The 14,851-nt window shown below is 49.0% G+C and carries 10 protein-coding genes; 6 read left to right on the top strand and 4 right to left on the bottom strand.

What is annotated here, in order from left to right; all coding sequences use genetic code 11:
- Positions 1-41: 41 nt before the first annotated feature.
- Complete coding sequence (locus Pan161_RS10240) at positions 42-596, top strand: TadE/TadG family type IV pilus assembly protein (protein ID WP_145226444.1); 555 nt, start codon at positions 42-44, stop codon at positions 594-596.
- A gap of 83 nt (positions 597-679) precedes the next feature.
- Positions 680-844 carry a hypothetical protein gene (locus Pan161_RS30515; protein ID WP_197995814.1) on the top strand — a complete coding sequence of 55 codons (165 nt, stop codon included), beginning with the start codon at positions 680-682 and terminating at the stop codon, positions 842-844.
- 14 nt (positions 845-858) lie between these two features.
- On the opposite strand, the gene Pan161_RS10245 is transcribed toward Pan161_RS30515, so the two are convergent.
- Both Pan161_RS10245 and Pan161_RS10250 read right to left on the bottom strand, forming a co-directional pair.
- Positions 859-4,170, bottom strand: a complete 3,312-nt coding sequence (locus Pan161_RS10245) for a DUF3971 domain-containing protein (protein WP_145226446.1) — start codon at positions 4,168-4,170, stop codon at positions 859-861.
- Between the two features lie 33 nt (positions 4,171-4,203).
- Positions 4,204-5,379 (bottom strand): ArnT family glycosyltransferase, encoded by a 1,176-nt coding sequence (locus tag Pan161_RS10250; RefSeq protein WP_197995815.1) that lies wholly within the window; start codon positions 5,377-5,379, stop codon positions 4,204-4,206.
- Between the two features lie 405 nt (positions 5,380-5,784).
- Here Pan161_RS10250 and Pan161_RS10255 point away from each other — a divergent pair, with 405 nt between their 5' ends.
- From Pan161_RS10255 to Pan161_RS10265, 3 genes are all read left to right on the top strand, one after another.
- Positions 5,785-7,572: a flagellar basal body P-ring protein FlgI gene (locus Pan161_RS10255; RefSeq protein ID WP_145226450.1), complete on the top strand. Its 1,788-nt coding sequence runs from the start codon at positions 5,785-5,787 to the stop codon at positions 7,570-7,572.
- Positions 7,573-7,661: 89 nt separating this feature from the next.
- Entirely contained in the window at positions 7,662-8,507 is an 846-nt protein-coding gene (locus tag Pan161_RS10260; RefSeq protein WP_145226452.1) for a sterol desaturase family protein, read from the top strand.
- A 667-nt stretch (positions 8,508-9,174) separates the two neighbouring features.
- Positions 9,175-10,512 carry a DEAD/DEAH box helicase gene (locus tag Pan161_RS10265; RefSeq protein WP_145226454.1) on the top strand — a complete coding sequence of 446 codons (1,338 nt, stop codon included), beginning with the start codon at positions 9,175-9,177 and terminating at the stop codon, positions 10,510-10,512.
- A 459-nt stretch (positions 10,513-10,971) separates the two neighbouring features.
- Here the strand turns inward: Pan161_RS10265 and Pan161_RS10270 are convergent, their stop codons facing one another.
- Positions 10,972-11,901, bottom strand: a complete 930-nt coding sequence (locus Pan161_RS10270) for a DUF1559 domain-containing protein (protein WP_145226456.1) — start codon at positions 11,899-11,901, stop codon at positions 10,972-10,974.
- Positions 11,902-12,161: 260 nt separating this feature from the next.
- On the bottom strand, positions 12,162-13,184 hold the full coding sequence (locus Pan161_RS10275) for a ferrochelatase (RefSeq protein WP_145226458.1): 1,023 nt from the start codon (positions 13,182-13,184) through the stop codon (positions 12,162-12,164).
- A gap of 459 nt (positions 13,185-13,643) precedes the next feature.
- On the opposite strand from Pan161_RS10275, the gene Pan161_RS10280 reads away from it, so the two are divergent.
- Positions 13,644-14,846, top strand: coding sequence for an acyltransferase family protein (locus Pan161_RS10280; protein WP_145226460.1), 1,203 nt, complete (start codon positions 13,644-13,646; stop codon positions 14,844-14,846).
- The last annotated feature ends 5 nt before the right edge of the window (positions 14,847-14,851 follow it).

Genomic DNA, 14,851 nt, shown 5'->3' on the forward strand with positions numbered 1-14,851 from the left:
GTCTCCATTTGTTAACACATGCCAGTCCTGAAGTGCGTAACATGAAAATGAGCGGGGCACGAACCTTGTTGGATGACAGGAACAGTCGGTTTACCAGAGTGACCGGCTGCAGGCAGCGCACAGGGTCGGTTCTGCTAGAATTCATCCTGGCATTTCCGCTTATTTTGATCCTCTCTCTGGCGATTATTCAATTCGGATTCTTTGCGCTGCTGCAACAGACAGTGACAGTTGCCACAATTGAGGGCTCCCGCGAAGCCGCGCAGGTAGGTGCATCAACCGATTCGGTAGGAAACTTGATTAAACAATACGTTGCCTTGAATTCCTTGGATCTGATACTCACCTCACCGGCTGCTTCAGGATCTGGTAACGTTTTAGTAACGATTCAAACAGGGCCATCCACCGTGACAATTGGAAATAGTGATATCCCCTGCACCCCAGTCGGGCCTGATCCGACAGCTTCAGAAGTCAAGGTTACGGTTTGTACCAATCTAACTGATCCGAGTGGTGATACCCCCATCCCCGACCTCTTATCTTCATTTGGTTTCACGCTTTCGGGAAAACAGCTTGAAATCAGCGCTATGACCGGTTTAGAGTAACAGCTGTCTGTTTAACTCTTTCACACCTCATTAAGTTCTCTACTGACCTCGACGATCAGTCAGAACAGCAAGTTTCCCTGCATATGAACGAAATCGCGACAGGAATGTTCATCTGGCTGCTGAAGATACTGGGAGCATACCTGGGGATACTGATCGTGATGACCCTCATACTTTCCCGCTGGAAAAAAAAGTCATCTCAGGAAACGGAAGAGATCGCCAACCAGAAGAAGCAACAGAAAAAACGCTGATCTGCAGCATTCTCCTACTGAGCAAACGGCAGGGGGAACTGTTTCTGAGTCTGGTTACCGGATTGCGCAGGTCTTGCCCAGCGACCCGTTGCATTGCCGGCCGGTCTGCCTCGCATCACATTATTCAGAAACGTTTTGAGAGAACCATCCAGCAGCGGGTTTGATTTGATATCCACGATCGGACTGGATGTGGTCCCCCGGAGTTCGACCCGAATCCAGCCACTGGTAGCATGTCCAATCAACTGGGTAATCGCTGGCAGAGGCAGCTGGCGGCGGGTAAGCTGAGAAAACAGATCCACTTTCAATCGACCGTCAAAGTGGGCTTCCCCCGCCTGACCGTACAGACTGATGGCGTTCCCTTTGAGCTCGATATACTTTAGATGAAATGTCTGGTTCGAGACCGTAAAATCACAGAAGGCCGAGTCAAAGGCGGTTTTATCGGGCTGCGCCAGGCGTACCACTTTGAAAATCTGTGCAATCGGAGGCAGCTCATAAATGGCAGCCGGGCTGATCTGTAACTGCCCCTGCCCTTTCAGGTCTGATTTACTGGACCCACGTCCCCAGAGCTGAATCCAGCCATTCATCACGCCACGCAACTGGGACTGCCCCGGCATATACCGAGCCGCATATTCTTCCAGCAAACCGCGGTTCAATTCAAGCTGCATGTTATAAGTGGGCACATCATTCAATTCAATATCCCCCATACAGGTCAGCACACCGCGAATTGCCTTGGCTGTAATCGGCTGCATGGAATTGATTTGAGGCAGACTGACCGACTGATACTTTTCACGACGAATCTCCCGTGAGCCAACAGTCAATCGTTGATCATGAATTTCAAACGGACCTTTAATTTCAGTCAGATGATAATCCAGAATGACTGCCGAATCTAAATCCAGGTCTCCCTTCAAATGCAGATGGCTTCCATCCCAAGTCCCTTCTGAATGCACCTTGCCATAGACCTTCGTGAGATCCACACCCGCCGTCAGCGTATTTTCAGCAAGATAGGAATTCATATCCCAGTAGGCCGTGATCGCTGTTCCCGGCTGTTGCGAACCGCGAAATTCAATCTTGCCATTGGCAGAGATCGGTCGCTGGATATTAAGCGTATTCAATGCCGATGCCATCGCTTCCGGCAGCGTTTTCTGAAAGGCACGATCAGTCGACAGGTCATCAATCGTCATATTTTCGAACAATACCCTCCAGTCCCCACTTGGAGTAACTTCTGCAAGTGCCTTCTCAATTCCAATTTTTGTTTCATCATGATTTCCAGAAATACCGGACATGCGAACTTCACCGTTTCCCGTTTCAGGATTGACGAAATAACTCGCATGAGCTTTCAGATTATCCAGAGGGTAGGGAAAGTCTTTCAGGCTCATGCTACCGTCAGACAAGTCTATGCGAGGAATTCTGACCTGCAACGGTTTGCCACGTTCCCAGATGACATGCGTATCCAGGCCGAGCTTTCCGGTTGGAGAGAAATTCGTCCAGAGTTCCTGCAACGATTCTGGTAATGCCAGCTTGAGACTGGTATCACAGGATGCATTTTCGGCTGATACTTTCAAATCCAGTTTACCATCATTGGCAAAACGGGCATAAGAACCATCCGCAGTCAGACTCGCACTGCCATGTTTGCCAGTCAATTGTTCAAATCGTGTGACTCCCGTATTACTGAAATAGGATACACGCCCTTTGAGATCGCTGATTCGATACGGAAAATCCTGATACTGTAATGATCCATGATCCATTTCTGCTACGAAGTTCAAATGAATCGGCTGATCTAACAGAGGTTCTCGTGTAAGCCTGAGAGTGGCATCTGCTGTTCCCTGCAGATCAACCTCATCCAGTACTTTTCTGACGACTTCAGGAGAGGCAGCCCGCAGAGTCGCATCAATAGGCACTTGCTTGATCTGGACCAGGATCTCAATCTCTGAAGCAGGACCAGGATGTCTGACGTGGCCGTTCGCTTCCACACGCCGCTGGCCAGCCGTCCCGTCAAAGTTCAGTTCCAGTTTATCTCCCTGTGTTTGTCTCATTTGCCCTTTGATATGCGAAACGCGATAAGGGAAATGCACCGGAATCACTTCGGCATCATAAGTCGAAACGTTCAGGTTCTGAATCTGCCACTTGCCTGTGCCAGGATGATATAAATCCACCTCCAGATCCACATTGCCACTGGGACGCAGAGTATCATAGGTGCGGGCCAGTCCTCCCGAAAGTCGATTTCGTAATCGTGCATCCAGTGGAAGCTTACGCGCCTGGAAGGAAAAAGAACTTTTATATTTCAGAGGTCCCGCAACGGTTGCATGCTCAGCAAAACGATGATTGCCGTTCAATTCAAAGCTGGTCTCACCATTGAAGGCCTGTAAGCTCTGAACCTCCAGTCGCTGATTATTCACCAGAACTTTCCCTGCGATATTGCGCAATGGAAATGGTAACACCGGATGCTTCAGCTTACCTTCCCGCAAATGCGTGAGTACCTGAAACTGTGGTGGTTCGTCTTTGTTGCTGCGGGCAAGACTGAATTGAATATCCATCTGGGCACTGACTCCCAGATCGAACATGCCGGTAGCCGGATCTGGCTTTAACTGCATGGACGGAAATGCTGTTTTTAGTTGGGTCATCAGCTCAGGGGAAATTCCTGTTGCCATCCGCACCAGATTCGGTCCGAACTCCAGTTGGCTCCATGTACCTGTAATCGAACCCAGTTTGGAATTGATATCCCAGTAGCCGGAGATCTCAAGTTTGCCCGCCTGGGGAATTGAAGTATGTCCTTCAATTTCATAACGGCTGGTTCCAGACGGGATGAGTCTCAAATCCAGATTCTGAAACGTCATTGCCGTGGGAAGTCCCTGGGCTCCCCGTTCAAACTTCAACGATAGACTGCCCCGCTCAATGACCAGCTCGGGAAGCGGCTTATTACTTTTGACCGGTTCCGGCAACCCTTCCCAGTTCCAGGTCCCGTCGGCCATCCTGACCAGAACCAGCTGCGGACGATTCAGAACCACTTTCTGCACGTCAATGTCCAGATGCTGTGCGAGTTTTTCCTGATTCAAAGTGATCACGACTTCGGGTAAATCAATAATCGTGTCAGGATGATTCACTACGTGAACCCGACAGCCTTCAATCCGCACGCGGCGCCGAAAATCAAACTGTGCCCGGTCGATATCGAGCATCAGTCCCGGAATATGATTCGCAATCTTTTCCATGATGCCCGTTTTGGTCATTTCATCACTGCGCATCCATAGATAGTACCCGTAACTACCGCCGGTTATGACCAGCGAAATCAGGATCAACAGACACCATTGAAATGTTTTACGAACAACCATAGCTTTACTTAATCGATTGAGATCTCATTCAGATCACGGATGGATTTCTTTCTTTTGAAACCGGGAAACATACAACTGGCAAATCCCCACTGCTGACAGAATATCCAAACTGTATTCCGCCGGCAGTCGATACCGCAGCGAACTGACAAACACCATATGAATCAGTGAAAAATACAAGATCGGTCCTGCAGTGATCAGCAACAACAGACATTGATTCCGCGAGACCCAGGCCCCATAAATGGCAAAGACCAACACAGGAACAAAAACCACCGATACCGCCAGCATCATCCACCACGACTGAAACTGGGCAGCATTCGGCCACGGTTTCCAGTAACGCAGCAGCTTCGCGCCCATTAACTGAATTACACGCCCCGGATGCTGCTTCGCATAAGCCACAGCCCGCTGTGTGTAGTGTTGATTCATTTCGTATTCCGTCATGGAGTCCAACACATGTTCCTGATCAAAAAAAGTCATATCACTGTCACCGGTTGCCCCTGGATTCAAACCATCGTACAGACTCGGTCCCGACCAGAGTGTGGTTGGAACAACATGGCCTGTCACGCGATAATTTCGTACCACCCAGGGCAACAGCATCAAGCTAAAACCTGCAAGCAATATCAGCGATCTCTGCACCGCAACCTTACGATGCCCTTTCGCGCTGAAAATATAAAACACGACAACCAGAGGAACGATCAGTAACCAGCTGGGTCTCACGTAATAAGCCAGGGCGAGTGATACACCTGCCAGCAGTGACCAGAGGATTCCCCTGTTCTGATCTGTTTTCTCCCATTTGATTTTTGATAATTTCACAAGCACCCATAACGAAATCAGCATCGTGAGTGCAAATACAGTCTCACTTAATATCAGCACACTGAATCCCGCCATCACCGGAGAGACTGCCGTCAGCCCTGCTGCCAGCACCCCCACCGTTTCATTCACCAGTTCGGTTCCCAGCAAATAAACAACGAAACAGGTCACCACTCCCAGCAAGGCCAACACCATGCGCACCCGCGCATGCGATTCCCCGACCACCGCCATCGCTCCTGCCAGCACCAGGGGAAAACCGGGCATCCGTAGTACACGTCTGGGTGGCATGTAAATCGAATACGGTTCGCCCTGCTTAATTGCCTGGGCCAGCTTCCAGTACCCCTCAGCATCTCCTTCAATCACATAGGTTCGTCCTGGCTGACGCTCCAATTGGCGCTGCACGTACGCCGCCACACCGCACCTGAGCAATGCGGATATCAATAAAACCAATAATAATAAACACTTAAGCCGTTTTGTTTGCGGCATATTTTTCCCTGCCACTTTTGAAAATGTGGGAATAGTACGACTACTCGACTATCAGGGTCAATTCCAATATAGCTGCCCCTCATCCTCAGGTATAAATCATCTCCGATTTGAGCACACGATTTCCCAGATAGCAGACACCTCTACTGAACAAACTACGTAATGACGGGAATCGACAAATCAGAATCGGTCCCTTCCAAGTCACCCATCTTGACACGAAATCAATGATCCAGTAGTCTCCGTCCCCTCTCTCTCAAGACGCATCACCTCCACTACATCTCACTCCTTTCACGAAGCCCCATTTTTTTAAGGCTGAGGGAAACTATGCGCTATCTCAAATTTTCGATACTGTCTGGAATCGCCCTGTTCGCAGTCGCCATGTTTTTTCTTTCCCGTTCGATCAATGGCTTTCTCGAAGTCAGCAACGAATCGGAGCAGGTTGCGACCGACTCTGCATTGGAACTATCATTATCAGAACCTGGCGAATTTCCCGAACTGAACCTGGATTTCCCGGCGGGGTCAAATGAGAGTCCTGAGAAACCAGAATCAGTCCTCGAATCTCAAACCAGTCAAACGGACAATAAGCCATCCACTCAAAAAACACCGGGGCAAGTTTCCGGTCAGCCCAAGGTTCGACTGTTAACTACGGTCCCAAATCAGACAGGGACTGTGCCCGAATTGAATATTCTGTTGCTCTCACAAACGACCAGAGAACAACGCACTACTTTAATTGAGGAACTCATTCGCCTGGACGCTGATCTGGTGCGCCACGTGGCGATCGCGGCCGGTCTCCAGCAAGACCAGTCATCCGGCGTGCGGCGGAAAGTACAGCAGATCGCACTTTCTGGCAGTGCTCCAGGGCAGACAATCTCAGCAGGTTATTCACCCAGACAGCATCCGACCCTGGGAGGATCGTTCCTGGTACATCAACAACAGACTACACAAATCGTAGCCACTTACCGTGGAATCTCAATTAAGTTTTCAGGGACTCCTCTGCAAAATGGTCAACTGCACCAGACGGTAAAAGTGGTTCCCGCAAATACCAATACACTGATGCCGGCAACCGTTATAAGTCAGAATCTGGTAGCCATCGATCTGCCGGCTCAACTCTCACAGGCTGTCAGTAACCAGTCGGTTCCTGCAGTAAAGCTGTCTGAGGTGGGGGAATTTCAGCCAGCAGAAATCGTAAAGCTGACAGGTGCAGGCCTGGTGATCGGTTTGAATGGTACCGGCGACCGAAATATCTCTGCGGAAGCGATCCGGGCACTCAAGTCATCCCTGAATGCGATGAACATCGATCAGCGCAGCATCAAAACACCAATTCAGTCCGGGAACCTGGCCAATGTTTCAATTGTGGTCTATATCCCTAATCAGGGTGTTTCCCGTGGAAAGCAGCTGGAATGCTACGTTTCAGCTGCCACTCCAGGAGTCGATCTGACCGGTGGATATCTTCTGCCCACGACGATGATTATTTCCGGTTCAAAAAACTCAAAAGCAGACGCGATGGCGATGGGCTCAGTGCAGACCGACCAGAGCAAACAGAAATCGCAGGCCATGATTGCCAGAGGCGCGCAACTCCTTACAGATGTGAATCCTCGACTGGTTTCAGGCCAGGGAATTCCTCACCTCAAGTTTTTTCTGAATGCGGATTCACATACTCCCCAGTTAAGCACTCTGATCACACGTCAGATCAATCAGTTTCTACAGTCGGAAAAACAGCTGAATTCCAAAGCCATGCTGCAATCTTCCAGTCTGATCATGATCTCACTCCCTCATAATGACCCACAGCAGGCACATCATCTGGCAACACAGTTACTTTCACTCTCTCTACCGCTACAGTCGGGCACGCCTGAAGCAGAACCGCCACAAGTTATCATCGAAAGTAGAACAGGAAAACTTCAAACCAGAGGCAATGTGCTTCTACAGTCTGCTTTCGTGAACCAGCAGGATCTGATCCTGGAAGTCGGAACTTCAACACAAAACGGCACTACAAATGGCGCGGATTTACTTGCGCTGATGCAACATCTGCAGATCCCTCAACAAACTCAAATTCAGCTCCTGCTGCAACTTCAACAACAGGGAAAAATCAACGCACCGCTGCTCCGGCAGTAAGCCACCCCTTGTCGTTGCATGGTAAATGTGGGAAAATTTCAGATCAACTGAGATATTATGGTCCCGTTTGTGATTGAGTCGATACTTTCATGTTTTCCGAATTAACAGGCACCCAACTGCTCATTCTTGCACAAAGGATTGTCCCGGTGATTCTACTGGGACTGTTATGGAGCTGGGAAAGTTGGGCTGCGTTTAAACCTTATGACAGACAGATCCGTTATCGGCATGCCTTTCATAACCTGCTGCTGGCGATTCTGAATGCCCTCTTCATTGGACTGTTATTTGGAACAGCCGTCGAATTCATGTCCCAATGGTCACGCGAACACGACTGGGGGCTGCTTTATCAGTTACCACTGGGAATGTTCTGGAAAACAACTCTGGCCGTCGTGTTGCTGGATGTCTGGATGTATTGCTGGCACTGGTTGAATCATCGCATCCCCCTGTTCTGGCGATTTCACCGTATGCATCACAGCGATCCTCACATGGACGTCTCCACTGCCACACGCTTCCACTGGGGTGAACTGACTTTCTCTACCCTGTCTCGTCTGGCGTTAATCCCCATCCTCGGACTGCAGATCTGGCAGCTGGTCGTTTACAGCATCCTGGTTTATCTGTCCACACAGTTTCATCACGCCAATATCTCACTGGGAAAAGCCGATCCCGTTTTGCGCTGGCTGTTTGTGACGCCTGACATGCATAAAATCCATCATTCACGCCTTCATCGGGAATTCAATTCCAATTATTCAACAGTTTTTTCCTGCTGGGATCGTCTGGCTGGTACCTACCAGATGCGCAATCACCTCGAAAACATCGAGTTTGGTCTTTCTGAATATGATGAACCAGACAGGCAAACTCTGTTAGGCATGTGGAAAACTCCATTTTACCCCCCGTCTCCACAACCGGACCCACAAAACAGGAAAAGACCTCCAGACTGACTTTTCTGCTCTGCTTTTTAATAGAACCAGCACGCCCCAGCCGATACTCTGTATGTGATTCTGAACTTTATGTCTTGGCAAAGAACCGTCTTCGGGGTATACTTTGCTGAGTACCTGAGTATATTTATATCAAATTCAGGACTATCTGGTTGGAACAAGCGAGTAGCGTGACCTCTTGAATGGACACGTTTTCCGACCTGAAAGGGTGTTTTACAGAGCTGGATCCTCTTGTGGCCCTTTCTACTTGTGCAACTGGTTTGTTGCACATCCCTGCTAACTGCCAACGGTTGTGTTGACCGCTGACTTAAGCATCCGCGTCGTTGTGGACGCATCGAATTCTGTGATTTTCTTGTTTATCCAGAGTTCCCACAGAAGCGACGTTTGCTTTTGGTCAAGCTGGTCCCACCTGCTTCCCCCCAAGCGAATCCCTGAAGAGTCAGGCGAACGATTCACCTGCTCTCGTATACTCCCAGGTGTACTGTTGCAACCAGACGGAACCGATGAATCTCACATGATCGTGAATCAGCGTCCCTCCGCTCTGTCTCCCAAAACGAATCGAATTACAAACAATAGCAGTCTTGTCATCTGTGTAGATTCACAGAATTTATCCAACATGATAAAGCCAGATTTCGGCAGGCAGGACCAGTAAAAACATTAAGGCAAAACATTGAATACGTTTCAAGAACTCAATTTAATCGCTTCAGTACAAAAAGCATTGGTAGAAGAAAACTACAAAATACCAACCCCCATCCAGGCACAGACAATTCCCGCCGCGCTGGAGGGACGGGATGTTCTGGGCTGTGCCCAGACCGGTACCGGTAAAACTGCCGCTCTCGCTCTCCCAATTTTAAATCAACTGGGAAAAAACAGTCGCAAATCAATCCCGCATCACCCGCTGGCCCTGGTCCTGGCCCCCACACGCGAACTCGCGATTCAGATCGGCGACAGCTTCGACGCCTACGGCAGACATCTGAAATTGCGATCGGTTCTGATTTACGGTGGTGTCGGTCAAGGTAATCAGGTGCGAGCATTAAAGCGGGGCGCTCATATTCTGGTCGCAACTCCAGGGCGTCTGCTCGACCTGATGAACCAGGGACACATCAAGCTGAATCAACTGGAAGTCTTTGTACTTGATGAAGCAGACCGCATGCTCGACATGGGATTCCTCCCCGACCTCAAGCGAATCATCAGCCAGTTACCGAAGCAGCGACAATCGTTATTCTTTTCAGCCACACTGGCACCGAAAATTACGGAACTCGCACACAGCCTGCTGGATAACCCCATCACAGTCAATGTGACTCCTAAAAAGACCAGTGTTCAAAAAATTCAGCAGCAGCTCATGTTTGTGGAACGCAACTTGAAACAGCCGCTCCTGCAGAAAATACTGGGCGGTGATGACGTTGAACGGGCACTGGTCTTCACAAAAACAAAACGAACTGCCAACACACTCTCACAACGCCTGGTACGCAGTGGATTCAAAGCCACTGCAATTCACGGCAATAAGTCACAGGGCGCACGGCAGCAGGCTTTGGAAGCGTTTCGATGCAAACAGGTCCAGGTTCTGGTCGCCACCGATGTGGCAGCACGCGGGATTGACATCGATGGCATCACCCATGTCATCAACTTCGATCTCCCCGTCGAACCTGAAGCCTACGTACACCGCATTGGTCGTACCGGACGTGCAGGTGCAGAAGGGATCGCCATCTCATTCTGCAGCGAAAGCGAACGCAAGGAATTACGTTCCATTGAGAGACTGATTGGCCAGAAAGTACCCGTTTCTAAAGAGCATTCACAAGCGGGCCTGAAAGCGGAAAAGCTCGAACCGGAACCACGCAGAGGCAGACAGGCAGCCCCCGTCAGACAACAGGCAGCCAACGGGGCACGACCTCCACGTCGTAGAAGTCGGCGTGCGGCGGAAGCGGCAACCGAAGCGAATAAAGGCAAACCAGGGCAGAAGCGATCCAAGTGGCGGCACATCAAAGCACGTTCTCAACAAACCAGTTAGTTTGAGAGCTACTTTTGACGGCTGCGTTAAATCAGTTATATTGTTCAACACACGCTAAAACCTAGATCTTTACCAGGAGAGTTATTATCGCAAAAAACCAAAATACTTTTGCCAAACGTCAGCGTGAAGCAATTAAAAAGGCAAAAGCCGAGGCTAAGCGAGTCCGTCGAAACAATATTAAACAGGGAATCGAAGTTCGCCCCCCATTCCAAGAGGACATGGAACCAGGGAATAACAGCGAACCAGATGACGAACCATCCCTGTAAGATTGAAACGAAAAAAGAAAAGACCGGAAGTCAAACAGGCTTCCGGTCTTTTTTATTTGTATCTGATACACCACTCAAATGATGGATCTCAATTAAGCTGATTAGACTGTGTCCAGTTTGACTGTCGTATCTCCAGGGCGAATTGGATCGAATATCATAGATTGAGAGACACTATGGTTCAATGTGATGAATTCTAGAATTCACCCAGCACCTGACCATCCTGTTTGTCACCCAGATGCTGAAATGTGGGACGATCGATATTGGATGAAATAAAGCGTACTGCTCCGTCAGCAAGCAACGCATGCACGCCCCCGACATGATAACTGCGGGCAAAGTTATATTTCGTACCTGTATTCACAACACAGGGGGAATTCGGCCAGGTCGTTGTTTTACAGGCATAATTCTGATCGGGTACCGGTGTATTCGGAACTTCCCGTGTTGAAAATGTCATCTCACCATGGGCACCTCCAATCCCATAACAACCTGGGCAGCCCCAATACGTCGTTGTGGCGGCGTTCCCTCGAATTACAATTTCCGAAACCATGATGGTATTTGAAGAACCATCTTTGAGATCACGAAGCTTTGTTTTAGAGTTCTCAGAAAACATACCGTTCAGGTTCGCACCAGTCGTAACTGCGACGTTACCTGCTGAGCCGATATAGCTCCCCTGCGAACGTCCGGCAGAATCTGCATTTCCAGGTGTCGAAGGATCGGAAGGACACAGGTAAATGGGAACGACGGCTTTATAAATTGTCGGGTCCGTAACCAGATGCACATGAGTCGCCGTGCTGGCTGAATATTTGTTATATAAAGGTGCCTGGTCCACAAATGGTAAGATCTGATGTGCCCAGGTATCTCGCCAGAGATGGGTCCCATAAGGCGAAGAGGGATTATAATTCCCTGACTGCACTTCCATATGACCATAAGGAAACGTGACGTGCGAATCATGATAGTTATGCAATGCGATACCGATCTGCTTCAGATTGTTTTTACACGTCGAACGCCGGGCAGCTTCACGAGCCTGCTGCACCGCAGGCAGCAACAAGGCAATCAGGATCGCAATAATAGCGATGACAACTAACAACTCAATGAGCGTAAAACCTCGCTTGTGAGATGCAGACATAGTGGCTCCTCTAAATTGATAAGTATTCTTGAAGAAAAATGCAGGAGGGATTCGGTCAGGGGCAAGTAATTCTGCCAGGCAGGATGTTTCTGGAAAACAAAGGCAGGGTGGGCGCTGTTAATTACTTACGCATGGTAAGTATCGAGCCCAATCGACCCTCTGACAATATATAAGATTCTCGGAAACGGGATGTTTCTGGATTCTTATGTACACATCTGCGATGCAACACTCACCAACATGCGCAGTTGGCTTCCCGTACTTCAGCGAGGCTGCTCTGTCGTGCGTAAACAACAGTCAACCGGGCAGACATCGTGGCTCGCCCCCAGTTCTCCCAGTGCAGGACGGTCCTGCGTGCCACTGATCCGCTCTTCGATCAGCTCACGAATCATCCTGATGAAGCGGGGATGAACGCCTACGGTTTTCGCGCGCACCAGATTGATGCCCAGTTCCTGACTCACTTCTTTTGCCTCAGTATCCAGGTCAAACAGAACTTCCATATGATCGGAAACAAAGCCAATCGGAACGATGACGAGATCTTTTACATCCCCTTTTTCGCCCAGTTCTCTGATAAAATCACAGATATCCGGTTCCAGCCAGGGCTGATGAGGTGGACCACTACGACTCTGATAGACCAGATGCCAGGGATGCTCTCCCAGTCTCTCACTGACCAGGCGTGCTGATTCCTGCAGTTGCACTTCATAGCGACAGCCAGCCGCCATCACCATCGGAATACTGTGAGCTGAATAGAGAATCGTCGCCTGTTCTCGCCTCGCCTCCGGGATCTGATTTAACGCTTCCTCAGTCCGGGAGACTGTTGCTTCGATAAAGCCGGGATGATTAAAAAACACACGCAGCTTATCAACTTCAGGCGCCCCTGCTCCCACTGCTTCCTGGGCACGTAAAATGTCTTCACGGTACTGTCGGCAACCTGAATACGAACTGAAAGTAGAGGTAAAAAATGCCAATGCCCGTTTAATACCATCGGCTTTCATCTGGGACAGTGTCTCCACCAGCAAGGGATCCCAGTTCCGGTTTCCCCAGTAAATGGGGAGCTGAGGACCATGCTCTGCCAGTTCCTGTTCCAGAGCCCTGATCAAAGCCCGATTCTGTTCATTGATCGGGCTGACTCCACCGAAATGCTGATAATGTTCTGCGACTTCCAGCATCCTCTCGCGAGGCACATTCTTGCCACGAAGTACATTTTCCAGAAATGGAATCACATCGTCAGGCCCTTCCGGCCCGCCAAACGAAACAACGATAATGGCATCATACGAATTACTCATCGACGAATCTACTTTCCAGCCCTGCTCTCCAGAGTACTCTGACATCTATCTTGTGAAACTGAATATTCACTGGATTCAGTGGGGGTGTTTCTTTTTATTTTGTAGCCCGCGACTTGAAAAATACCACTCCAAACACAAAATTATTTCAAGATGACACTGATCAGCGAAATCACAGCGAGTCCATCTGGCGAAAACAGCTACCATGATAGCAAAACTTCCACCTTGACCTGATTCAGCCAATGTTGTTATTTCGCTACCTTAAGAAATATTACGCATGAGCAGAATGGCGCATGTTTCGGTTTTAAAGATTATTCCACAGAATTATTAACTCAGGTCAGCAAAAACGAATTCTCATCAGATTCTGCCGATCTACTACATTGTTAGCAGTTATAAATTGTTATACCCGCCGCCAACACAATAATCGCTCATTCTTCAAACTTATTGCAGGTATCAATTCGGATGACCCCTCCTACCGTTCTGGTGCTCCCGGAAACACCCGAATTACGTCAACAGACACAGCCGGTCAGTCCGCAAAGCCAGGCTGCTTCCACGCGTTTTTACTACATGGACTCGATGCGTTCGATTCTAATGATGCTGGGAGTCGTACTGCATGGCGCGTTAATCTATTCATCCGGTGATCACTGGATCGTTTCCGATTCTCATAAATCCGAATTTTTTGCCATCCTTGATTCTGTAATCCACGCCTTTCGAATGCCTGCATTCTTTATTATCGCCGGTTTCTTCTCGATGATGAGTCTCAAAAAATATGGAATCGGCACGTTTACCCGGGTCCGAATGACTCGCATCCTGGTGCCTCTCTTTTGTACGGTAGTCCTGATCAACTCTATTGAGTTATATTTCCGTACGACCATCCTCCAGCATAACCCCATGACGGTAACTCACTTTTTGACTCAGGTGCTCCCTCAGAAATGGATCGCCGGAGAATGGGTCTCGCACCTCTGGTTCCTGTTGACTCTCATGCAGTTTTTTGCTGTAGGGATTATACTGTTCGCTTTGAAAAATCATTTCAACAGACGATCTCATTTTGAGCGCTATCTCAGTGGTCTGCGAAAAAACTGCTATTTTCTATTTTTACTTCCGCTGGCTGATATCTCCTGGTCGGTCGCTGCCCGGCTGGCTCCTGATATTTTCCATGGATCACTGTTTTGTGGCCTGTTTAATTTAGAAGATTTCATGATCTATCTCCCCTACTATCTGATAGGGCTCTGGCTTTTTCATGACCGACGCTTGCAGGATGAATTTCATACCATTGCCCGCTGGGAGTGGAGCGCACTGGTGCTGGCGATTCTGACGCAGCATCTGTTAGAAAATGCCCATGGTTTGAGCCAGGAAAGTTTTCTGCGGATCTATTCGACAGGCCTGATTTTTGCTCTCTCCAGTCACATCTGTTACGTCCTGTTCTACAAGTTTATGAACCGGGATTCCCAGTTCTTCCGCTATCTGTCTGACGCCTCCTATTCGATTTACCTGTTTCACCATCTGTGTGTCATTGTAATTGGATACCTGCTACTCAATGTACAGATTGCAATTGGCTATAAATTTCTTACGGTCGAACTGGGTACGATCGCCATCACGCTATCTATCCATCATTTTCTGATCTTACGATTTAAAACCCTGCGATTTATGTTCAACGGTAAATAAAGTCC

The sequence above is a fragment of the Gimesia algae genome (assembly GCF_007746795.1).
GTDB lineage: Bacteria > Planctomycetota > Planctomycetia > Planctomycetales > Planctomycetaceae > Gimesia > Gimesia algae.